This window comes from Soonwooa sp. (assembly GCF_030151385.1).
Classification (GTDB): domain Bacteria; phylum Bacteroidota; class Bacteroidia; order Flavobacteriales; family Weeksellaceae; genus Soonwooa.
This window is the reverse complement of sequence record NZ_JASLDS010000030.1, coordinates 36742-61344: the sequence shown is the minus strand read 5'-3', so window position 1 is coordinate 61344 and position 24603 is coordinate 36742. Positions and strand designations below refer to the sequence as shown.

At 35.8% G+C, this 24603-nt stretch carries 21 protein-coding genes; all 21 read left to right on the top strand.

Annotation, left to right across the window (positions count from 1 at the left end; translation table 11 throughout):
• The first annotated feature begins 122 nt into the window (after positions 1 to 122).
• A complete protein-coding gene (locus tag Q1V95_RS05110) occupies positions 123 to 1274 on the top strand; it encodes an efflux RND transporter periplasmic adaptor subunit (protein ID WP_300671118.1) in 1152 nt (383 codons plus the stop codon).
• Positions 1275 to 1300: 26 nt separating this feature from the next.
• Complete coding sequence (locus tag Q1V95_RS05105) at positions 1301 to 4450, top strand: efflux RND transporter permease subunit (protein ID WP_300671115.1); 3150 nt, start codon at positions 1301 to 1303, stop codon at positions 4448 to 4450.
• A complete protein-coding gene (locus Q1V95_RS05100) occupies positions 4428 to 5876 on the top strand; it encodes a TolC family protein (RefSeq protein WP_300671112.1) in 1449 nt (482 codons plus the stop codon). The genes Q1V95_RS05105 and Q1V95_RS05100 overlap by 23 nt, the downstream gene beginning before the upstream one ends.
• Before the next feature lie 661 nt (positions 5877 to 6537).
• On the top strand, positions 6538 to 7113 hold the full coding sequence (locus Q1V95_RS05095; protein ID WP_300671109.1) for a TerD family protein: 576 nt from the start codon (positions 6538 to 6540) through the stop codon (positions 7111 to 7113).
• Positions 7114 to 7118: 5 nt separating this feature from the next.
• The gene (locus tag Q1V95_RS05090) at positions 7119 to 7784 is read left to right on the top strand and encodes a hypothetical protein (protein ID WP_300671106.1); all 666 of its coding nucleotides are present in this window, start codon (positions 7119 to 7121) and stop codon (positions 7782 to 7784) included.
• Between the two features lie 8 nt (positions 7785 to 7792).
• Positions 7793 to 8458, top strand: coding sequence for an HAD family hydrolase (locus Q1V95_RS05085; RefSeq protein WP_300671103.1), 666 nt, complete (start codon positions 7793 to 7795; stop codon positions 8456 to 8458).
• On the top strand, positions 8458 to 9336 hold the full coding sequence (locus Q1V95_RS05080; protein WP_366143270.1) for a phosphoribosyltransferase family protein: 879 nt from the start codon (positions 8458 to 8460) through the stop codon (positions 9334 to 9336). The genes Q1V95_RS05085 and Q1V95_RS05080 overlap by 1 nt, the downstream gene beginning before the upstream one ends.
• Positions 9270 to 9824: a TerD family protein gene (locus Q1V95_RS05075; RefSeq protein WP_300671100.1), complete on the top strand. Its 555-nt coding sequence runs from the start codon at positions 9270 to 9272 to the stop codon at positions 9822 to 9824. Before Q1V95_RS05080 ends, Q1V95_RS05075 begins: the two co-directional genes overlap by 67 nt.
• Positions 9825 to 9827: 3 nt before the next feature.
• Entirely contained in the window at positions 9828 to 10904 is a 1077-nt protein-coding gene (locus Q1V95_RS05070; RefSeq protein WP_300671097.1) for a toxic anion resistance protein, read from the top strand.
• Between the two features lie 7 nt (positions 10905 to 10911).
• Positions 10912 to 11880: a hypothetical protein gene (locus Q1V95_RS05065; protein WP_300671094.1), complete on the top strand. Its 969-nt coding sequence runs from the start codon at positions 10912 to 10914 to the stop codon at positions 11878 to 11880.
• A gap of 1 nt (position 11881) precedes the next feature.
• Positions 11882 to 12490 carry a TerD family protein gene (locus tag Q1V95_RS05060; protein ID WP_300671092.1) on the top strand — a complete coding sequence of 203 codons (609 nt, stop codon included), beginning with the start codon at positions 11882 to 11884 and terminating at the stop codon, positions 12488 to 12490.
• 29 nt (positions 12491 to 12519) lie between these two features.
• The gene (locus tag Q1V95_RS05055) at positions 12520 to 13200 is read left to right on the top strand and encodes a TerD family protein (protein WP_300671089.1); all 681 of its coding nucleotides are present in this window, start codon (positions 12520 to 12522) and stop codon (positions 13198 to 13200) included.
• Between the two features lie 12 nt (positions 13201 to 13212).
• Positions 13213 to 13851, top strand: coding sequence for a VWA domain-containing protein (locus tag Q1V95_RS05050; RefSeq protein ID WP_300671086.1), 639 nt, complete (start codon positions 13213 to 13215; stop codon positions 13849 to 13851).
• 3 nt (positions 13852 to 13854) lie between these two features.
• Positions 13855 to 14493 carry a VWA domain-containing protein gene (locus Q1V95_RS05045; protein WP_300671084.1) on the top strand — a complete coding sequence of 213 codons (639 nt, stop codon included), beginning with the start codon at positions 13855 to 13857 and terminating at the stop codon, positions 14491 to 14493.
• Between the two features lie 11 nt (positions 14494 to 14504).
• Positions 14505 to 15548 carry a TerY-C metal binding domain-containing protein gene (locus tag Q1V95_RS05040; RefSeq protein ID WP_300671081.1) on the top strand — a complete coding sequence of 348 codons (1044 nt, stop codon included), beginning with the start codon at positions 14505 to 14507 and terminating at the stop codon, positions 15546 to 15548.
• Between the two features lie 3 nt (positions 15549 to 15551).
• The gene (locus Q1V95_RS05035) at positions 15552 to 17012 is read left to right on the top strand and encodes a protein phosphatase 2C domain-containing protein (RefSeq protein ID WP_300671078.1); all 1461 of its coding nucleotides are present in this window, start codon (positions 15552 to 15554) and stop codon (positions 17010 to 17012) included.
• A 4-nt stretch (positions 17013 to 17016) separates the two neighbouring features.
• Positions 17017 to 18528, top strand: coding sequence for a kinase (locus Q1V95_RS05030; protein ID WP_300671075.1), 1512 nt, complete (start codon positions 17017 to 17019; stop codon positions 18526 to 18528).
• A gap of 9 nt (positions 18529 to 18537) precedes the next feature.
• Complete coding sequence (locus Q1V95_RS05025; protein WP_300671072.1) at positions 18538 to 19569, top strand: TerC/Alx family metal homeostasis membrane protein; 1032 nt, start codon at positions 18538 to 18540, stop codon at positions 19567 to 19569.
• A gap of 90 nt (positions 19570 to 19659) precedes the next feature.
• Positions 19660 to 21099 (top strand): tellurite resistance TerB C-terminal domain-containing protein, encoded by a 1440-nt coding sequence (locus Q1V95_RS05020; protein WP_300671069.1) that lies wholly within the window; start codon positions 19660 to 19662, stop codon positions 21097 to 21099.
• On the top strand, positions 21092 to 22408 hold the full coding sequence (locus Q1V95_RS05015) for an ATP-binding protein (RefSeq protein ID WP_300671067.1): 1317 nt from the start codon (positions 21092 to 21094) through the stop codon (positions 22406 to 22408). The genes Q1V95_RS05020 and Q1V95_RS05015 overlap by 8 nt, the downstream gene beginning before the upstream one ends.
• Positions 22405 to 24546 (top strand): DEAD/DEAH box helicase, encoded by a 2142-nt coding sequence (locus Q1V95_RS05010; protein WP_300671064.1) that lies wholly within the window; start codon positions 22405 to 22407, stop codon positions 24544 to 24546. The genes Q1V95_RS05015 and Q1V95_RS05010 overlap by 4 nt, the downstream gene beginning before the upstream one ends.
• The last annotated feature ends 57 nt before the right edge of the window (positions 24547 to 24603 follow it).

Here is a 24603-nt window from a genome sequence, read left to right as displayed (position 1 = left end):
GCATTAACAATCGTATTCGATACATATTATCTATTATCTTTAATCGTTTTTATTGATGCAAATCAATCGTTTGTTTGGTTTCAAAACTTTATTTTAGCAAATCATTTAATTTTATAATATTTATGAGAAGAATTTCGATATTGATAGCAGCTTCTGCGCTTGTAGTGGCCTCTTGTTCCAAAGATAAGAAACCTGATGCGCAGAAGGATGCTAAGCCACAACCATACGAGTATATTGTTGCTAAATCTGGTGCTGCTGATAATCATACAGAATATCCTGCAAGATTAGAAGGTGTAGAAAATGTTGAAATTCGTCCAAAGATTGACGGGTTTATCGAAAATCTTTATGTTGACGAGGGCCAGATGGTAAGTCGTGGACAATCGATGTTTCGTATTCGTAATCCGCAGTATGAGCAAATGGTTCGTGTGGCGCAAGCTTCTGTAAACAGCGCTCAAGCGGCAGTTGCAACGGCACAAATGCAGGTGACAAAAACCAAACCTTTGGTTGATCGTAAAATCATTTCAGCTTACGAATTACAGGCTGCTCAACTTAACCTGAAAGCTGCGCAAGCAAGTCTAGCAGAACAACAAGCACAATTGACAAATGCTAAAGTTAACCAAGGTTATACTGTGATTACAAGTCCTGTGTCTGGCGTTGTAGGTACACTGCCTTTAAAAGCTGGAAGCTATGTTAGTGCAAGCACATCGCAAGCTTTGACAACTGTTTCTAATATTTCAAAAATCTATGCTTATTTCTCAATTAATGAGAAGGATCAGCTTAATTTCTTAAAGCATTCGCCAGGTGCTTCTATTGCTGAAAAAATTAAAAATACACCACTTATCAGCCTTAAATTGTCTGACGGAAGTATGTACAACGAAAAAGGAAAACTAGAATCCATCAGCGGTTTGGTTGATCCTAATACAGGTTCATTTAGTATGCGTGCTGCTTTTACCAATCCGCAAGGACTTTTGAGAAGTGGTTATAGTGCTACTGTTTTGCTTCCTACTAATTTGGAAAATATTATTGTTATTCCTCAAAAGGCAACTTATGAGCTTCAAGGAAAAATCTTTGTTTATGTTATTGGTGCAAACAATAAAGTAAAATCTCAAGAAGTAAAAATTACGGAATTGCCAGATGGCGTGTCTTACGCTGTTGAGTCAGGCTTGAAAGAAGGAGACAAGGTTGTGGTACAAGGTGTTGGTATCTTGAAAGACGATACTGAAGTTGTTCCAAAAGAAACAAGTCTTCAAACAGTGTTAAAGAGTAATGATTAAGGTTTTTCTGATTTTATTTAAGATTTATGTTTAAAAAATTTATAGAACGTCCAGTACTTTCCACGGTGATTTCCATCATCATCGTAATTTTGGGAGTATTGGGTATCGTAACATTACCTGTTGCGCAGTATCCAGATATTGCGCCGCCTACTGTAGTTGTTAACGCCAGCTATATGGGTGCAAATGCAGATGTAATTTTGAAAAGTGTGATTGTTCCATTGGAGGAGCAAATCAACGGTGTTGAAGGAATGACCTATATGACATCATCAGCAACCAATGATGGATCTGGTTCGGTGACTGTATATTTTGAACAAGGCATTAATCCAGATATTGCAGCGGTTAACGTACAAAACAGAGTGTCGCGAGCTAATAGTTTGCTTCCAAGAGAAGTAACGCAGGCTGGGGTAACTGTTGTTAAACGTCAAAGTTCCAACGTGTTAATTTTCTCATTGTATAGTGAGAATCCACAATTTGATCAAACTTTTATTCAGAACTACGCGAATATCAACATTATTCCACAGATTAAAAGGGTGCCAGGAGTTGGTGACGCAACAGTTTTTGGGACCAAAGATTATTCGGTGAGAATTTGGCTTGATCCTCAAAAAATGGCAGGTTACGGATTGGTACCAGCGGACATTAATACTGTTTTGGCAGAGCAAAATATTGAAGCTGCACCTGGTAGTATCGGCGATAATGCAGAAACAAGTTTTAGATATACTTTAAAATATAAAGGTCGTCTAACCGAAATTCCAGAGTTTGAAAATATCGTATTAAGAAGTACCGAAAATGGACAAGTTCTTCGCTTAAAAGATGTTGCCAAAATCGAATTAGGAGCACAAGATTATACAGGAAAGAGTTTTACAGATGGTAATCCTGGTATTGGTATTGCGATTGCACAAACGGCTGGGTCTAACGCACAAGATGTTATCAATCAGACAATAGCGGTTTTAACAAATGCTGAAAAAACTTTTCCGAAAGGTGTCAAATGGACAACTTTGGTTAATGCGAATGATTTCCTAGATGCTTCTATCGAAAAGGTTGTCCATACCTTAGTTGAGGCGTTTATCTTAGTATTCATCGTTGTTTTTATATTCTTGCAGGATTGGCGTTCAACCTTAATTCCAGCAATTGCAGTTCCCGTAGCGATTATTGGTACTTTCTTTTTCCTTGATATATTTGGATTTACCATCAACCTCTTAACTTTATTTGCCTTAATCTTGGCAGTTGGTATTGTGGTGGATGATGCGATTGTTGTTGTTGAAGCCGTCCATAGTAAATTGGAGCAAGGTGAACAGTCACCATTACGAGCTTCTATCAATGCGATGGGCGATATTAGTGGGGCGATTATCAGTATTACTTTGGTAATGTCGGCGGTATTCGTACCGGTGAGTTTTATTACTGGTTCGGCTGGGGTGTTTTATAAGCAATTTGGTTTGACGTTGGCGATTTCGATTGGACTTTCGGCAATTAATGCCTTGACGTTAAGTCCAGCTCTATGTGCTATTTTCCTAAAACCACATTCTCACGAAGCTAAGAAGATGAATATCATGCAGCGATTCTTCATGTATTTTAATACAATTTTCGATGCTTTTGTTAAACGTTATTCGGGATGGGTTTTAATCCTTTTAAGAAAAAAATGGCTTGCTGGTTTAGGTTTGGCTTTGTTTACAGCAATCTTTGTTTGGTTGATGAATACGACACCGAAATCTTTCGTTCCATCTGAGGATATGGGAGGTGTTATGGCTGATATATCTTTGCCATTAGGAGCTAGTGAAGCCAGAACTCAAGCACTTTTAGACGAAGTAGAAGCTATTGTTAAAAAAGAACCAGAAGTCGATCACATTCTTAAAGTTACTGGTCGTGGTATGATGTCTGGTGTTGGTAGTAACAATGGTATGTTGATTTTAAAATTAAAACCTTGGGCACAACGTACAGGTAAAGACGAAAGTACACAAGCTTTAATTGGTCGATTGTATCAAAAGACAGCAGGAATCAAAGATGCAAAAATGGTATTCTTTGGTCGTCCAACGCTTCAAGGTTTTGGTAATGCAGCAGGTTTTGAATTCCAAGTTCAGGATCAAAAAGGTGGAAGTATTGAAGATTTAACCAAAGTAAGTAATGATTTTATCAATGCGTTAAAGCAACGTCCAGAGATACAAAATGCCTTTACATCATTTAACCCAAATTATCCGCAATACATGATTGATATTGACGTGCCAACGGCTAAAGCTGCAGGCTTTTCAGTTAATGATATCTTATCCGTGATGCAAGGTTATTTTGGAGGGGTTTATTCTTCCAATGTTAACTTATTTGGGAAACAATATCGTGTAATTTATCAGGCGCCGGCTGATCAACGTCAAAGTTTAGAAAATCTAAACTCGATGATGGTTCGTAATAGTTCTGGTGTTATGGCGCCAGTTAGCCGATTTGTAACCACCAAAAAAGTATATGGACCACAAGCGATTGGACGTTTTAACCTCTTTACTGCTGTTGGTGTTAACGGAACGCCGAATGCTGGTTACAGTTCTGGAGATGCGATTAATATCGTAAAAGAAGTTGCAGCAGAAACTTTGCCAACTGGTTACGGTTATGAGTTTTCTGGTTTAACACGTGAAGAAGTTAACTCAGGAAGTCAAACGGTTTACATCTTTATTTTATGTTGTGTATTCGTGTACTTCTTGCTTGCGGCGCAGTATGAAAGTTATATTTTGCCATTTGCGGTAATGCTGTCCTTGCCAGTAGGTCTTGCTGGTGCGATGATGTTCTCTAGCTGGATTGGTAAATCTAATAATATCTATACTCAGATTTCTTTAATTATGTTGATTGGTCTCTTGGCGAAAAATGCGATTTTGATTGTGGAATTTGCTTTGGATGCACGTAAGAAAGGCTTTACTATTGGTAGAGCTGCAATTTCTGGAGCTAAACAAAGAATTCGTCCGATTTTAATGACGTCATTTGCATTTATTTTCGGGTTAATACCTTTGGCAACAGCAAGTGGTGCAGGTGCTATCGGTAACCAATCTATTGGTATTGGTGCAATTGGAGGTATGTTGGTTGGGACTATTTTTGGTGTACTTTTCATACCAGTTTTGTTTGCGATTTTCCAATATTTACAAGAGCGTGTATCGAGCAAGAAAGTTTTCGAAGAAGATTATGGAAACAGACTTAGCGAATAATCTCAACAGAAAATCTATTACAATGAAAATTAAAACTTCACATATCGTTTCCGCAATTGCTTTGGCAGGACTAATGCAGTCTTGTAAAGTCACGGAAACCTATCAAAAGCCAAATGTAAAGTCGGATTGGGACAAATCTTTGTTTAGAAAACAAACCAATTCGGATTCACTTTCTATGGCGAAAGTAGCTTGGAATCAGATTTTTTCTGATGAAAAGCTACAAGCTGTTATTAAAAAAACAGTCGAAAATAATTATGACTTAAAAATAGCGCTGGCGAGAATTAACGAAGCAGATGCGGTTTTCAAACAATCGCAGCTTAATAATTTGCCAACGTTGGATGGAATAGCTTCTATTAAAGATACCAAAAACAGTGCAGCAGCGCAGGGAAGCAACTTCCGAATTCCTGATGTCACTAATTTTCAACTTGGCATTTCGGCAGGTTGGGAAGTTGATATTTGGGGAAAGATGGCTGCGATGAAGCGTTCTGCTTATGCCGGATTTTTGCAAACCGATGCTGCTAAAAGAGCGGTGCAAACGCAGTTGGTGGCGCAAGCTGCTAGTTTGTATTATCAATTGTTGTCTTTGGACAAGCAGTTAGAAATTACGCAGCAAACCATCGAAATTCGTAAAAAGAATGTCGAAGCTGTGCAGCTTTTAATGGATGCGGCGTACTTAACTGGTGCTGATGTTGAGCAGAGTAAAGCCAACTTGTATTCGACGCAGTTGATGGTTCCAGATTTGGAAATCCAAATCCAGCAAACCGAAAATGCTCTTAATACTTTAATGGGCGAAACGCCAAAATCAATTGATCGAAATAGCATTGATTCGCAAACAATTTCAGCTGATTTCAAAACGGGGCTTCCGGCTTCGTTGTTGCAAAATCGTCCCGATGTTTTGGCTGCAGAAATGGCATTTCGTCAAGCTTTTGAAAACAAAAATATTGCTTTAGCACAGGTTTATCCATCCCTTAATATTACGGGGACTTTAGGCTTGTCGTCGAAGAATATTTCGGACTTTTTCAAGGAGTCTTTGTTCTACACTATTGGTGGAACACTTACCCAAAATATCTTTCAGCAAGGCAATCGTAAGACGCAAGTCAAAATTATGGAAGCTAGAAAAGAGCAGGCTTATTTAGGTTTCGAAAAGTCATTGTTAACGGCAGGTTCGGAAGTTTCGAACGCTTTAGTAACTTACGAAAAAGCAAAATCCAAAGAAGCAACACGTCAATTGCAAATCGAATCTTTGCAAAAAGCTGTTGACTTCAGTAACGAGTTGTTGACTTATTCATCTAAAGTAAATTACGTTAACGTTTTGACGGCAGAGCAAGCCTTGCTACAAGCGCAGCTTTCCGCAGTTAATGACAAATTACAACAATTACAAGCTATGACCGAATTCTATCGTGCACTTGGTGGCGGACAATTCTAGAATTTGAAAATCAACATATTTAAAGCCTGACTTTTTGGTCAGGCTTTTTATTTGGAGCTATTGACTCCGTCGAAAAGCTTTTTAGTATTTTTTTTGGAAGCTTTTTCCCGCTATCCACTATATCTTTTGTAGTATCGCTCGGACGACTCCGCTACGCTCCGTCGCCTCGCTCCACCACAAAAGGATGCCGTTTCTATCGGGGCTAGGGACTACTAATTGTTTATTTGATATTTTAAATTCTTACAAAAATTTCTATTCCAATCCTAAAGAACCTGAGTTAGGAATAAGAAAATTGACGTCAGTTGGAGTGGTTTTCGAAGAAAACTGTATCGAAAACAAGTGAATTTTCTTATTATCAAATTTTCTCGATACAAAATCTTTCAAATTTATACTGCAAGTTATGCTTCGTATAAGTAAAAGTGCCTTATCCCGAACTGACGTTAAAATAAGTAAAGTTCTAGAAATAAGAACATCAAAATTTAGCGAAACTAAATTTGACAAGCATTTATAAAAATTAAGTGAAAATTTTCAAACACATTTTTCATTTTTTAACGAATTTTAGCAGTTTCAAAAGGCTTTGCCATACTTTCCTTTCAAATGATTTGTTTATATTTACGTACAGAATTTTTTAAATCAAAAAACACTTAAAACGTAAACATTTATGGCAATTAATTTACAGAAAGGTCAGAAGATCGATATTGGCTTAACGAAAATGACAATTGGATTAGGTTGGGATCCAAATGAGGGAACTGGTGCAGATTTCGATTTGGATGCATCTGCATTTATGATTGACGAAAACCGTTTAATTCCTGCCGAGCCTTTCTTTGTTTTTTATGGAAATACAGATTCTCCCGATGGTGCATTACATCATACAGGCGATGATCCAACAGGAGGAAACAGTGCAGATGGCGATGACGAAAGTATCGAGGTAGATTTGTCAAAAGTTGATGCACGTATTAACGAAATTCTTTTCGTAGTAACGATTCACGAAGCTTTGGACAGAAAACAAAATTATGGTCAGGTTCGTAATTCTTACATCCGTATTGTGGATGATTCTAACGGACAAGAAGTTGCAAAATACGAGTTGGGTGAAGATTTCTCTATTGAAACTGCCGTAGAATTTGGTCGTCTTTATAAAAGAAATGGCGCTTGGAAGTTCGAAGCATCAGGAATTGGTTATAGAGAAGATTTAGCATTTTTCTTGGCAAAATATTACAAAGGTCAAATCATTAAATAGTTGATATGGCAATTAACTTGCAAAAAGTAACAATTGAGAAAACTGGCGACACGCACTCGATTGATTTAACAAAAAGAGATAACTCTAACAAAGAGATTGTTATCAACCTTAATTGGTCACAAGGACAACAAGCTAAAAAAGGCGGTTTCTTGTCTAGCCTTTTTGGGGGGAATAAAGACATCGACTTGGATCTTGGTGTTTTTTATGAATTAACTGACGGAAGCAAAAACTGTATCGATGGTTTGCAATTTTCGAAAGGTCAAGGTGGGCCAAGAGATCGCAAAACAAGACAAGGTTGTTACACAGATGCGCCTTGGATTTGGCATACAGGTGATGATCGTGGTGCTGCTGCAGGTTCGGGAGAGAATATTATTGTGAATCCTCAATCTTTGGAGAAGATTAAGCGTATCATTGTTTATTGTTTTATTTATGATGGTGTTGCGAGATGGGCAGAAACAAATGCGGTTGTGACGATTAAAGTTCCAGGGAATCCTGATATCGAAGTGCAAATGGGACAACAAAATGATCCTAAAAAGTTTTGTGCAATTGCAGAAATCCTGATTTCGCCAACCAACATGCAAGTGAAAAAATTAGTAAGCTTCCACAATTCGCATGGCGATTGTGACAAAGCTTATAATTGGGGAATGAAGTGGGCTGCAGGTTCTAAATAAAAAACTGAGTGAAATTTAACAACAATTACGAGCATTATTCATTTGATTTGTGGATGACGATTATTCGGTCGAATCCCAATTTTAAACCTCAAAGAACCGAATTACTAAAAAATGTTTTCTCTTTGGACAAAACAACGGAGGAGATAGATTCGGTGATTCGATATTATGATAATTTGTTTAATACTATTTCGGAGAAAACAGGAAATCATATTGAAAGAGAAGAGGTTTTTATGTTGATTTTGGATAAACTCGGAATAGATATTCGAGATATTTCGATTGATGATTTAAAACTGTTTTTTGAAAAATCAGATGCGCTTTTCGTAGAAAATGTGCCATTAGTTATTTGGGAAGACATTCATGACTTTTTAGGAAAGATAAAGGACAATGGAAAAACGGCGAGTATTCTTAGTAATACCGCTTTTATTCATGGAGATTCTATCCGAAAAGTTCTGAAAAAATTGGAATTGGATAGCTATTTTTCGTTTATGATTTTTTCTGATGAAGTTGGAATTTCCAAACCAAATTTTGAAATATTTGAATATCTTTACAAAAACACTCAACAACTAAAAACTATAACCAAATCTCAAATTATTCATATCGGTGACAATCCTGTGGCAGATTACCAAGGAGCCAAATCTTTTGGAATTGCCGCAGAATTAGTGAAATTTAATTAATGATGAATAAAAGATATAGTTTACATAAAATCCATGATGAAGCCAATTGCCCCTTTGATGAAGCGGGATACAGTTGGTTCAAATTTGGAGATACACAATTCGCCCATATTTTTGCCGAAGATTTATTCAATGGATTTATAAAAGAATTTGGTGACGAAATACTGGAGCAGGAGGAGATTATCCTTTTTCCGAGTCCATACCATTCGATTCCAACGGCGTCCAATTTCTTGTGCGCTTTCTTCAAAGAGCATCTTAACTACTTCCTTTTCGAGCATGGTAAATCGGCTTGTGTAGAGGGGAAAATCCACAGAAAACAAACTTATGTCCAAGATTATGGTAACATGAGTTTTGAGGAAAGAATGACTTTGATTGCGGGCGATACTTATTATATTGACAAAAGCTTTGTGGATGGCAAGTTTTGCATTTTTATTGATGACATCAAAATTACAGGAAGCCACGAAAAAACGGTTGACAAAATATTGAAAGAATACGATGTTAATGGTGAATTTATCTTCGTGTATTTTGCTGAATTAATGAATCCTGACATCCATCCAAGAATCGAAAATCATTATAACTATTTTAAAATTAAAACGGCTAAAGATTTGGTAGAGGTGATGAACTCGGACCATTTTAGTTTTAATACAAGAATTACAAAGTATATTCTGTTGATGGAAGACGGCGATTTTGATTTTGTGTATCAAAATCTTTCCAAGAAAATGCTGTCGCAAATGTTGCTTTTGGCAATTAGTAACAACTACCATCAAGTCGAAGAATACAAACGAAATATTAATAAATTAAAAAATAATTTACAATGGCAATTAACTTACAAAAAGGACAACGACAAAATATTAACGCACCAAAATTCACAATCGGTTTAGGTTGGGATGCTAACGCTTCGTCAACGGGCGGTGCTTTCGATTTGGATGCTTCAGTTTTTGTTTTAAATGAAAATAAAAAATTAATCGCGGACGATTTCTTCGTGTTTTATAACAACCTACAATCTCCAGACAAAGCGGTGACACATACTGGTGATAACCTAACAGGTGACGGCGATGGCGATGATGAGCAAATCAAAATTGATTTAACAGGAATTGATTCTCGTGTTAAAGAAATTATCGTTGTAGTAACAATTCACGAGGCAGACGACAGAAAACAGAATTTTGGACAAGTTCGTAATTCGTTTATCAGAATTTTCAACACAGATACTAACGAAGAAATCTTGAAATACGAATTGGACGAGGATTTCTCAATCGAAACGGCAGTAGAATTCGGAAGAATCTACGAGCGTAACGGCGAGTGGAAATTCGAAGCGGTAGGAAATGGTCAAAGAGAAGGCCTTGCAAAATACGTAAGTTTATATCAATAAGTCATGGAAGGAGAAATTGTAAATGCAGCCATTGATAAAAATGGTAATGTAGATCTTGCGCAGATTAACACGTTAGATGTGCAAAAGTACGATGGAATGGCAAATTCTATCGACGAGCAAAACCCAAATTCGATTATTAATTTCGGTTCGGAGTTGCAGAACTCTTTGGCTAATCAAAGTGATTCTTTTTTAAATAATGTAAGAAAATCTAACTCAGGCGAAGTTGGTGATTTAATCAACAAACTTTTGGTAGAGCTTAACTACGTTGATGTTGATGAGTTGGAAGGCAATTCGGTAAAGAATTTTTTAAAGAAGATTCCTTTCCTTAAAAATATGGTGACTTCGGTAGAAACGATGTTTGTGAAGTATGACAAAATTGTCAACAATATTTCTGATATTTCCAACAAAGTAAATGCTGGGATTATCACTTCTACTAAAGATAATGCCGTTCTTCAGACGATTTTTACAAGCAATATCGAATCAGTAAAGAAGATTGAAGATTACATTATTGCGGGAACGATTAGACAACAAAAAGCGAGCGAAGAGTTGGCGCAGATGGAAACCAATCCAGCAAATTATCAGGATTATCAAATTTCGGATAAAAGAGATTTCGTTAACAGGTTAGACAGAAGATTGGCGGATCTTAAAGTGGTAAGATTTATCATTTTGCAATCGTTACCACAAATTCGTTTAATCCAAAATAACAATGTTTCTATTGCAGAAAAGGCGCAAACGATTCTTACGACAACACTTCCAGTTTGGAAGAACCAGTTGACCTTGGCAGTGGCGATGTACAGACAACAACAAAATATTGATGTTCAGAAAAAAGTGTCTTCCACAACAGAAGAAATCTTGAGAAAGAATGCACAAAGACTGCAACAGAATACCATCGATGTTGCCAAAGCTAACGAGCAAACAATTGTATCAATCGACACTTTGAGAGACACAACAAGTACGCTTATCAATACATTGAACGAGGTTAAACAAATCCAACAACAAGGAGCACAAAGCAGACAACAATTGGATGTTGAGCTGAAAAACCTTGAAGATACTTTGAAAAAGCAAATTCAAAATTCTTAATTAACAATTGGAGCAAGATAACGAGATATTAAAAAACAGTAAAAAAAGATTACAAAAACTAAAGCTTCTCAGTAAATTTTTTGATAAAGCAGATCTTATCAATATCATTATTAAAACTGAACTGATTCAGTCTTATTTTGACACCAATTCGCCCAACGGTTTGGATATCAATAAACTCGAATTATTTCATCTACAATACACCGATAGTTTGATTGTTTTGCTGGAAAAAATCAAAAAACAAAAAGAGGCTAATATTCTTGCGATTTATAAAGAAATTGATGCAAACGAAGATTACATAGAAAGTTATGCTGCTGCTAACGCCAATGTAAAGAATTTTGCATTAGACAAAAAATACCAAAATGCCCTTATGTCAGATTATTTAAGGGCATTTTATTATAATTTGACGGATAAAAGAGTCGAGCTGAAAATCAATTCTATCCGCGGTTTGTCCAACGATTACGCGATGGAATATTATCGGAAAACTTCAAAGATTGAATTTTTGTTAAGTCTTCCCGATACCAAATATTACGAGTACGAAAATGTCGTTATGGAGCGCAAACTGGTTGGTAAACTAAATGCTACCAACTTCAAAGTTCGCTTTGTTTGTGGATATAATGTCGACAATCAAATGTTCGAATTGTACAAAATCGTTGGCACCGAAGAAGACTTTATTTGGAATCTTCAAACCAACGAGTTTTATTTTTTAGCTTCTGATATCGAAAAGCTGTTGGATACTTCTCCCAATGTGTCGAATAATAAAAACATTATCGACGATCTTTTGAATAGAAACAAAGAACTGGAAGGAAAAGTAGAATCCATAAAAACGGAGCTTCCGGACGATATTATTGATCTGCTGAAAAAGTACCGCGAAACGCTGGAAAAGCAAGAAATGATTAATCAAGTAATCAATGTAGATGAGGAGATGAGTATTCTCAACTCGATGTTAAATTTAAACCTAAATAACAAAATAGAATAATATGGCAATTAACTTACAAAAAGGACAAAGAATAAATCTTCAGAAAGACAACGGAAGCACTTTACATAATGTTTGTGTTGGCGTTAACTGGGGCGCAATCGAGAAGAAAGGATTTTTTGGTACCAAAAAAGAAGCGGTTGACTTAGATGCAAGTTGTATTTTGTACGACGATGGCAAAAATGAGTTGGACGTAGTATACTTCGGACAATTGAAATCTAAAGATGGTGCTGTTAGACATAGTGGCGACGATTTGACTGGTGATATGTCTGGTGATGATGGTTTGGACAATGAAGTAATTACCTTGGATTTGTCAAAACTAAACCCGAATGTTAGTCATGTTGCTTTTGTACTGAATAGCTACAAAGGTCAGGATTTTGGAACGATACCATTTGCTTCTATCAGAATCTACGAAGGAACACCAACAAGAGTTTCAGAAGTTTTTGCAACTTACAATATTGCTAAAGGCGATAATTTCGCTGGACACGTTTCTATGGTTATGGGAATCTTTTACAAGAGAAACGGCGAGTGGAAATTCAATGCGATTGGCGAACCTACACGCGACAGAAAATTACAAGAAACTGTGGAAACAGTAAAACAAAACTACTTATAAAATTACTTAACTGAAAAATACAATTTACGATGGCGATTAGTTTACAAAAAGGTCAAAAGATTGACTTAAGAAAAAGTACAGGCGAAGCATTAACTAACTTTTGTGTTGGTGTTAACTGGGGTGCAATTGAAACAGTAAAATCAGGCTTTTTAGGCTTCGGTTCCAAAAAAGTTGTGGAAGATGTGGATTTGGATCTTAGCTGCATCATGCTTAATGCAAATGGCGATTTAATCGATTGGTTGTATTCTCCAGATTACAATGCTTGGTTGTCTCAAAATAATATTCCGTTAGGGAAGTTGACTTCTAAAGACGGTGGACTTCGTCACAGTGGTGATGACAGACAAGGTGATGTTGGTGGCGACGATGGTCTTGACAACGAAATTATTTCGGTGGATCTTAACAAAGTAAGTCCAGATGTTGATAAAATCTTTTTCTTTCTAAATATTTATCTTAATGAAGGTCAAAATTTTGATTTTGCACAAATTCCATTTGCTAAAATTAGAATGTATGAAGGAACGCCGACAAAGGTAAACAGTGTACATTCCAACTACGATATTGTTACTGATGCTAGTTATAGAGGCAAAGGTGCGCTTATCTTGGGTAAATTATACAGAAGAAACGGCGAATGGAAATTCGATGCTATTGGAGAACCTGCTGATGACAAAATCTTCGTACAAACCATCCAAAGGATTTTAGAAAATTACAAATAAAGCTTAGATACTATGAGAAGATTACCTGTATATCTTTTGTTAGATACATCTGGTTCTATGACTGGCGAGCCTATCGAAGCTGTGAAAAATGGTGTACAAATGATGTTGCATTCTCTTCGTCAAAATCCACAAGCGATCGAGACGGCGTATGTTAGTATCATTACATTTGATAACGAAGCAAAACAAATTGTTCCATTAACAGATTTGGCATCGTTCCAAATGGTGGATATCAAAGCGCAAAGTACAACGTCGATGGGCGCTGCGTTGTCTTTGTTAGCCGACAGAATGGAAACTGAAATCACAAAAACAACGACCGAACAAAAAGGCGATTGGAAACCTTTGACGTTTATCATGACAGACGGAATTCCGACCGACGACTGGCAGCTTGGATTTAACAAATTAAAGCAAGTGAATAAAGGTCTTATCGTTGGATGTGCAGCAGGATCAGGCGCTGATGACAAAATCCTAAAACAGATTACCAACTCGGTGGTTAGATTGGACAATGCAGATTCCGAAAGTATTTCTAAATTTTTCCAATGGGTAACAGCGTCCATTTCGACAACATCAACCAAAGTTGAAGAAACGGGAATTGAGTTATCAGGCTTGGATCAACTTCCACCACCACCATCGGAATTGGTAATAGTATCATAAATTATGAACAGAAGATTATTAGCATATTTCCTGCTGGACACTTCGGGATCAATGCGAGGTGAACCCATTGTTGCGCTTAATAACGGTTTCAATGGATTGATTAGCATGTTACGATCGGATCCACAAGCGATGGACTCTTTGCACATTAGTGTCATTACTTTTGATAGAGAAGTCAAGAATCTTATTCCGTTGACGGATTTGGCGAGTTTTCATCCTGTGGAAATCAAATGTCCCGATAGCGGACCGACGCACACAGGCGAAGCTTTAGAAATGGTTTATAATCTTGTGAATAAAGAAGTTATCAAAGGATCTACCGAAAGAAAGGGAGATTGGAAGCCTTTGTTGTTTGTTTTCACCGATGGCAAACCATCCGATTTACAAAAATACAGAGAGGTAATTCCTAAAATCAAATCTTTGGATTTTGGCGTTATTGTAGGTTGTGCTGCGGGACCAAAAGCCGAAGTTAACTTCTTACAAGATCTTACGGATAATGTGGTAAAGCTGGATACAACGGATGCCACAACTTTAACGACATTTTTTCAGTGGGTAAGTTCGTCCATTGAGATGGGAGGGAAGTCACAAGGAACGGGCGAGTCTATGACGCTTCCGCCACCGCCGACAGAACTCAACATTATTGTATAAAACACTAAGCTATGAGAAGACTACCTATTTATTTCCTTATTGACGTTTCCGAGTCAATGGTGGGAGAGCCTATAGAGCAAGTTCAGGATGGAATTGCAACAATTATCAAAGAGTTAAAAACCGATCCGTATGCGTTGGAAACGGTTTGGATTTCGATTATTGGTTTTGCGGGAAAAAGCAAAGTCATAACGCCTTTGCAAGATGTTATAACATTTTATCCACCAAAAATCCCAATTGGAAGTGGAACGTCTTTGTCTAAAGGTTTGGAAGAATTAATGAATTCTTTCGATAGAGACCTTGTAAAGACAACCTACGAAAGAAAAGGAGATTGGAAGCCAATTGTATTTTTATTTACAGATGGTATTCCGACGGATAATACCGATCAAGCGATCGACCGTTGGAACGCCAGTTACCGCAGCAAATGCAATTTGATTGTGATTTCAATTGGTGATAATACCAACTATAATCTTTTAGGAAAAATATCTGACCAAGTTTTGTTGTTTAACAATACAGATTCCAACGCTTACAAAGAGTTTTTCAAATGGATTACAGCGTCTATCAAAGCGACGAGCGAGAACATCAACAATACTAATGTTGAGGGAATTAATCTTAGCAAGTCCGATCCAGACGTTATTGAGAAAATTGATTTGTCCAAAAATCATTCTTTGCCCGATAATAATTTTGTGGTGCTTAGCGGAAAATGTTCTTCTAATGACAAATTGTATTTGTTGAAATTTAAGAAAACCACGCATGAATCAAGTATTCCCGGTTTTAGTACTCGCGTTTACAAAATAGATGGCGCTTACAAAATCGACGAAAATGCGTACCGAGAATATTCTGATGGCGCGGTTAATGCCAACAAAATCTTTAGTGACGAGCTTTACGGAAATCCAAGTTGTCCATCTTGTGGCAACAATTATGCGTTGGCAACTTGTCAATGTGGCGGCATCCATTGCATAAGTGGCGATGGTCCTGCGACTTGTCCGTGGTGCGGAAATACAGGTTATTACGGAATGTCCGAAGGCGGTTTTGATATTAACAGAACTTTAGGCTAAAATATGGAGAAAATTTTAAATGAAATCCTAAAAGAAAATAATATTGAAAGTTCTAAAGTCGTCAATGCTACGATTTCAAAATTAAGTGAGAACGTAAAAGTTAACGAAATTTCGAAGTCGATTTTAGATTTAAAACTTCAAATACTCCAAATTTTTAATATGTATAAAGAAAAGGAAGAATTTATCGAAGCGCAATTGTCCATTCCAAATGCGAATGTCAAAAAGGAATACAATTTTTGCTTTGATACCAGCATATTTCCCGCCATTAAAATCACGGATGTTAAAAATTTGGATCAAGTCGGTTTAGAATTTAATCCTGAAACCGTTTGTATATCTGGGATTCCGACAACTGCCAACCAAATCGAAATTCAAATTGAATTTTTTAGCACTAATGACGAAAACATGGAAATCGATTTTAAGACGATTCCTTTCATCGTGAATGCTGATCCCAAAGATTTATGGCTTAACAAACCAAGTCCGCAAGATGAAGTTTTCCCAAAAGAAGATAATGTAACTTTTAAATCTAAATTTTTAGATAAAAAGATTGTTGTAGCGTCTAAAAGAGGACGTTCTCATGCACATGAAGGAAGTTTTCGCGATGATGATTTTGTAGTAAAACAATTAGCTGATCATTGGAGTGTTGTTGCTGTTGCAGATGGCGCAGGTTCTGCAAAGTTGGCGCGCGCAGGTTCGAAATTTGCGACCGAAAATATTGTTAAAAGTTTAGAGGACGAAGCTTTTTTGCTTGCGCTGTCAAAGGAAGTTGAGAATTATTTTTCAGCAGAAAATAATGCTGAAACAAATGTAACTTCAAATATAGAATCTTCTGAAACCGAAAATCATTTAGAAGAAAATGCAATTGAAACCGAAGGCAAAAATTCTAAATTGGATAGTAAAAGGTTTATCATTAACTCTTTGTATACAAGGGTTAAAAAGCTGAATGCCGATTTGGATGCTTTTGCAACTTCCGAAGGTGCGACGCTTAAAGATATCCATACCACACTTATTTTTACTTTGCTAAAGAAATTTGAGTTTGGTTATGTCGTACTTTCCTTTGGTGTGGGCGATTGTCCAATTAATATTTTACAAAATAATGATACCGAAGTTAAGTTGCTCAACTTCCTCGATGTTGGCGATTTTGGAGGTGGAACACGTTTTATCACCATGCCCGAAATTTTTGGTAAACCAGATATGGTTAATCGTTTTGGAATCAATTGTTTTAAAGATTTTTCTAAACTTTTCCTAATGACAGACGGTATTTACGATCCAAAATTTGTCGTAGAAAGTAAGCTCGAAAATATGGAAAGCTGGAAGAACTTTTTAAGAGATTTAAACGGCGAAAATGAAGACGGAATTCGCGTAGATTTTGCCAACGATGCTGAGGTTGATAAGCAATTATCAGACTGGATGGATTTTTGGAGCAAAGGAAATCACGATGATAGAACTTTAGCAATTATATATTAATCGGATGAGTGTTATAAAAGTAAATTCTATTATAGATCCTACGAAATCCTACGAATATGTAGATGACGGCAATCCCAAAAGAGGAGGTGTTAAAGACGTTTATTTTGCGCCAAATCGACAATATGTGGTTGCTTTTTTCCGCGAACCTTTGGATTTTAATCAAAAGGAAAGGATTAAAAAAATTGTTTCGCTCTATTTAGAAAATATAAAAAAGGGAAATGCGGCCGATTATTTCTTAGACGAAATTTTTAGGTGGCCGTATGATGCAGTTGAGAAAGATGGAAAAACGGGTGTCGTTGTTCCGATTTATAATTCAAAATTCTTTTTTCAAAAAGGTTATGCTACCAATGAAACCATCAAAGGTGGCGAAAAAGTAGGGAAGTGGTTTACAACGCCGTCTTTCCGTAATAATCAATATCCTTTAGCTTTGGATAAAACCGAACTTGGCGATTGGCTTAGCTATTTCCAAATCGGAATTAATATCTCGCGCGGTGTCAAAAAAATGCATCAAATGGGATTGGCGCATTCTGATCTTTCGTACAATAATGTTTTGGTAGATCCAGTGTCTAAAGCTGCTGCCATTATTGATATCGATGGATTGGTGGTTCCAGGTTTGTTTCCGCCAGAAGTGATTGGTACAGCAGATTTTATCGCACCTGAGGTTTTAAAAACCAAACATTTGCCACTCAACGATCCGAATAGAATTTTGCCGAATCAAAAAACAGATTTGCATGCTTTGGCAGTTTTGATCTATATGTATCTTTTGCGCAGACATCCTTTGCGCGGAGGTAAAATTTGGGATTTGGATGCCGAAAAAGATGAGGTTTTATCCATGGGCGAAAAGGCTACTTTTATCGAAAGTCCTACAGATACCATCAACAGAGTAAAAGTTGATCAGTTAAGAAAGTGGGATGTTTTCTGGGGCGATCCTAGCAAAATTCCTTATTCGGCGACTGGCCCCTATTTGGAAGAATTATTCAAAAGAGCTTTTATCGATGGACTTCACAATCCAATGTTGCGACCCATTGCAAATGAGTGGGAAACGGCTTTGTTAAAAACAGTTGATCTGATCCAACCTTGTAGCAATCCGCAATGTAACGAGAAATGGTATGTTTTCGATAATACGTCGAAACCAAAATGTCCATTCTGTGGAACGCCACATCAAGGGACTTTGCCAGTTGTGGATTTGTATTATAAATTCAAAGAAGGGGTTTGGAAACCCGAAAATCATCGCTTGATGGTGTATCACAATCAATATCTTTTCAAATGGCATGTTTCCCGAAAAGTTATCCGTAATGAAAGTTTGACGGCGGCGGATAAAAAGCCTGTTGGATATTTTACATTTTATCAAAATAGATGGGTTTTGGTTAACCAAAGTTTGCCCAATATGAAGGATATAACCGAAGACAAAATGATCCCAATCAACTCGATGGTCGAGTTAACAGATGGGAAAAAAATAATGCTTTCCGACGAAGACGGAGGGCGATTAATGTATATAACTTTAACAAATAAATAAACTTAAAAAATGGATAAAAGTATTATCGATTTACATCCCGGCTTGATAATAGGATTTGCTGTCGTCGTGCTTGTAATGTTGATGTTGGATCTTGGTGTTTTCAATAAAAAAGCACACGAAGTGTCGTCAAAAGAAGCTACAATTTGGACAATTGTTTGGATATCATTAGCAATGGTATTTTCGGGCGTTGTCTATTGGGTTTTCAACCAAGATGCAGGTGGACACGAGCTTGCGATCGAAAAGTTTACGCAATTCCAAGCAGCATATTGGATAGAAAAAGCACTCTCCGTTGACAACTTGTTTGTCTTTATTCTCGTATTTGGATTCTTCAAAGTTCCGAGACATTTACACCACAAAGTTCTGTTTTGGGGAATTATTGGCGCCTTGATATTCCGTGCTATCTTCATTTTTGCAGGTGTCGGAATCATCAACCTAACTTATTTGCCAGAATGGGTAATCTTCGGAACGCCAGTTCGTATTAATGTTGTGATGACGTTATTCGGGTTGTTCTTAGTCTATGCCGGAATCAAATCTTGGGGCGGTGGTGACGATGATGAGGATGAAGATTTCAGCGAAACTGCAGGTGCACGTTTGGTTAAAAGATTCTACAAAGTTGCCGACAACTATGATGGTGACAAATTCTTCACAATCCAAAATGGCATTAAAATGGCGACGCCTCTATTGGTCGTTGTTGCCGTTATCGAGTTCACAGACGTATTGTTTGCAGTGGATTCTATCCCAGCGATTTTTGCAATTTCTAAAGATCCATTTATTCTTTATACTTCTAATATTTTTGCAATTTTAGGACTTCGATCATTGTATTTCTTGCTATCCAATTTCATTCATATGTTTAGCAAATTACCTTATGGATTGGCAATTATCCTAAGTTTTATCGGTGTAAAAATGTTGATTTCACCATGGTTCCATATTCCATCGCCAGTGTCTTTAGGAATCGTTGGTGGTATTTTGGTACTATCCGTAATCGCATCAATTATGTTCCCAGACAAAGATGACGACAAGGACGAGGCTGAAAAAGCTTAATTAATATCTTTAAACAAAAGCATTTACATTGTTGAATTTAACGGTGTAAATGCTTTTTGTTATTTTTAACTTCTACAAGATTATTTGCGTATGAATGAAAATTCTACTACTTCTCCAATTATAAATGATTCATCGATAATAGATGTTTCGGGACAAAATGTTGTGCCGTTGCCACGTTTTGATGAGAATGAATTTGAAAGTTCTAATTCAAATCAATATTGGAAATTAGGTCAAAAATTTTCAAAGAAATTAAGTTTAAATTCCAATCAAGTTGAATTGCTTAATAAGCTAAACTTTGCTGATAATGTCTTTAATGAAATTCCATTTTGCAGAATACAGATTTTAAAAGAATTTATTCGTGCTTATGATTTTTTTGTCGAGAAATGTAAACCAGTCAACAAAGCTTATGCAACGGTTTTTGATGAAATGGCAGAAATCATCATTTACAATAAATACAATTATCGGAAAGAAAGCCTCAACTACGTTTATGCAATAGATTCTATAAAATCCGAAATTTATAATCAAATTCTTAAATTTTGTGAAAATAATATTAGAGAAGTTTATGCGATAAAACGAAAAATCAATACAGATTTAGATTACAAACATCCAGATATTGAAAGGCTTTATGAGAAGAAAATCCTGTCAAAACTTCCGGATTTCTTACTTTATGATAGATCAAAAGTTTTGGATGCAGATTCCAGAACCAATTTAATTCTCAATGAAACCAATACCAATCGTTGGAAAATAAAGTTCGATGATGTTACAACGCATTATTCAAGCCTTATTGGATTCACTTGGGAAGTCGATCGTTTGGTTGCTGTTAATGAGAAAAATCCATCGGTTAGTCACATTTTTTTTGAAGCAGCGAAGTTTATCACAGATTTTGATAAAATAGTTGCTTTGGAATTGTATTTTAAATATTTGGATAAGGATATTGTTTCAACAAAATTTGAAAATAAACAATTTCCAAAATTAACCCAGAAACAGTTATTTAAAAATCAAAATGAAGTTGACAATTTTGTCGTGTTGATTAAGAATTTTATAAACGACAGAAATTTAACAGAAGCACTTGGAAACATTCCGAGAATATTTGAACCGAAGCGAAAGAAAATTAGTATTGATAGAAGCGCAATTGCAGATATACAAAAGCAAGATTCGTTAACAGTCGAATTGTTAGAGGAATATCTAAATGACGAAGAACCAATAGACATTATTGAAACAGAACAAACGTTAACCGAAGAATTTATAATTCCGGAAGTTGAAACCATTTCAGAAATTAAATTTAAACCTGAACTTCAATTATCAAATATTCAAGTAAGTATTTTGGAAATGTTTGAAAAATCTAGTTTTTCAATGCTTCAAAACGAGCTCGAAGATTATATTAAATCTAAAAATTTGTTTCTCAATTCTGCCATTGAAGCAATCAATGATAAATGTTTCGAAATGCTCGATGATGTTTTGATTGAGGAAGATGATGATTATTACACTATTTACCCAGATTATTATAAAAAACTATTACTAAATGATTGACAATATTAAACCTAAAGAAGTAACTTCCATCGTTAATTCGCTTGTGAGCGGTGTTGTTCCTAAAATTGGTGTGCAACATATTACTGTTGGACGTTCCGAAGAAATTAACGCTTTTATCAGCTCTTTAGAAGATGTTAAAAATGGTCACAGCCTTGCGAAATTTTGGATTGGAGATTTCGGAAGCGGAAAATCCTTTATGCTACATTTGCTAAATACGGTTGCGTTAAAACAAAAATTTGTCGTTGCCAATGCAGATTTTACTCCAGAAAATAGAATATATTCCAATGATGGAAAAAGTGTTTTGTTGTACGCGGCAATTATGGATAATATCGCCATCCAAACAAAGCCAGAAGGCGGAGCTTTACCAACGCTTTTAGAAAAATGGATTGAGCAAGTTATCACAAAGGTAAGTGAGAAACAAAATATTGCGTTAACAGATATCAGAAATGATGAGTATTTGCCCTTAGTTCAAAACGCAATTTTGAGAACCGTTAACGAGATTACAGAAGTTGGTGGATTCGATTTTGCTTCCGTAATTATCAAATATTACGAAGGTTATATCAAAGGTGACGAATATCTTCGCCGAAATGCGCTAAAATGGTTGAAAGGCGAGTACAAAACTAAAACGGAAGCACGACAAGATCTTGGTGTTCGAGAGATTATTAACGATGCCAATTATTACGATATGCTCAAAAACTTTTGCAAATTGTTCGTGAGCATGGGCTATAGCGGATTTATGATCAATCTGGACGAAGCGATTAATTTGTATAAAATCACAACTTCGGCAGCACGTGAGAAGAATTATGAGAAAATTCTTTCTATTTACAACGACTGCTACCAAGGGAAAGTTTCAAATTTCTTTGTGAATTTTGCAGGAACAGGAGATTTTCTTGAAAATGAAAGACGTGGTTTGTTCAGTTATCAGGCATTAAAATCTCGTTTGGAACCTAATAAATTTGAAAGTTTAGAAATAAGGGATTTTGCACAACCTGTCATTAAATTAAAACCTTTAAATCATAACGAGATTTTTGTTTTGTTGAAGAAACTGAAAGCCATTTTTGATATGAATTATAAAACAGAATTAAATGTTTCAGATGAAGATATTACTTCGTTTATGGAAGAAATGTTTAATAAACCTGGCGCTTCCGAGTTTTTGACACCTCGCGAAGTGATTAGAGATTTTCTAAATATTCTCAACATTATTCGTCAAAACCCTGAAATTGATAAAAGAAAATTGTTTGGCGAAATCGAGATTTCTGATGAAAGACCAAATGACCTTGTTGCTTTAGATTCTATCGAAGAAATATGACGACCTATGAAATGCTTTCCGAACCAATCCGAAGGTACATAAGAGATAAGCGTTGGGATAGTTTTCGACCGATTCAGGAGACTGCTATTCAGAGAATTACTTCTACGGATAACAATTATGTTCTTATTTCGAGGACTGCTTCTGGAAAGACGGAAGCAGCTTTTTTACCGATTTTATCAAAAGTGAATTTTAAAGAACCTGGAGTGAAAGTACTTTACATTTCACCACTAATAGCTTTAATTAATGACCAATTTTTGCGAGTAGAACAACTTTGCAATTATTTGGATGTTTCGGTCACAAAATGGCATGGCGAGGCAAATAAAAGCGGGAAAGATCGGCTTTTGAAAGATCCTAATGGAATTGTTCTCATTACGCCAGAATCTATTGAGGCAATGTTTTGTAATAAACCTTACAATGTTGTTCAGCTTTTTTCCTCATTAGAATATGTTGTTATCGACGAAATACATAATTTTTTAGGTTCAGATAGAGGACTACAATTACAATCTTTGATTCACAGATTACAACAGAAAAGTTCTAAAAAAGTATCTGTAGTAGGACTTTCTGCAACGGTAAGCGATGTTAATCAATATGAAGAATTAAAAACTTTTTTTGGTGATCCAATCAACACCAAAATTATTAGAGATATTACACCAAAACCTATCAATGCAGATTTTAGATATTTTGACTCGCAATCCACGGAACTGCCTTTAGATCTTTTAAAAGATTTGTATAAGGAGACAAGAGATTGCAAAGCATTGGTCTTTCCAAACGCAAGAGGACGAGTAGAGGAAGTTGCTGTGAAGCTAAAAAAAATATCCGAAAAAATTGGTGGACATCAGAATTATTTTTCTCATCATTCGGCAGTTGATAAGGAAACTCGAGAATATGTAGAATTTTTTGCGAAAAATACAAATCAGCAAAATTTCACTATTTCTTGTACATCTACTTTAGAATTAGGAATTGATATTGGCAACGTCGATAAAGTTGTTCAGATTGATGCTACGCACAGCATTGCGTCATTAATACAACGAATTGGAAGAAGCGGAAGAAGAGAAGGGAAATCAAGTAATTTGGTTCTTTACTCAACAGATTCTTGGAGTTTTTTACAATCTTTGGCATCTTGGCTTTTGTATCAAGAACATTTTATAGAACCAGTTTTTATTACAGAAAAACCTTATGATGTTCTTTTACACCAAATTTTATCTATTGTTAAAAGTTCTTCAGGAATTGAAATTGAGAAGATATATTTACAAATTTCAAATAATCCAGCTTTTTTAAAGATTAGCAAAGACGAGATTTTATCTTTAATTAGTCACCTAATTGGTTTAAATTTTTTAGAAAAAATCGGAAACGAAATTATTCTTGGTATCGACGCCGAACCCTTGGTAAACTCTAAAGATTTTTATTCGCTTTTTAAAACAGATACTTTTTTAAAAGTTGTAAACTCGGGTAATAAAATTGGAGAATTGCCATTATCTTCTCAATTAATTGTTAACGAAAATGTCTTTCTCTCAGCACGTATTTGGAAAATAATAGACATCGATTTTAAATCAAAAAAAATTGAAGTCATTCCCGCAAACGACGGTAAGAAGCCTTTATTTTTCGGAAGTAGTGCTGATGTTGCAGCCAAAATTAGAGAAAAGATGTTTGTAGTTCTTCTTTCAAAAGATGGTTATGATTTTTTAGATGAAAAAAGTCAATTTGCTTTATCCGAATTACGAAAAGAGTTTTCTTTTTTCAAAATTGAAAATATCAAACAGCAACGACCAGTTTTGGTAAAGGATAAATCGCAAATTTTCTACACATTTTCAAGCACAAAAGTGAATAGTACAATTTCCTTTCTTCTTAGCATGAAAAATATTGATAACCATATTGAAGATAATAGTTCTGCTATTATCGTAAACAATATTGAGTTATCAATGGAAGAGTTTTCCCGTATTTTAGCAAATATCGACATGCTGGAAATAGATAGACGACTTCAAATGCTATTAGCTTTTGATGAAGGTTTAGATATGTTAGAGTTTTCAAAATGGGCTGCATATCTACCACTTGAAATGCAAATTGATTTAATTAAAACTAAATACTTTGATTTTGATAGTGTAAAAGTTTTTGGAGAGGAGATTGATTTTGTAGTATAATAATTCTAAAACATAATTAGAAAACCCACAAAAAATATATTTGTGGGTTTTTGTTAC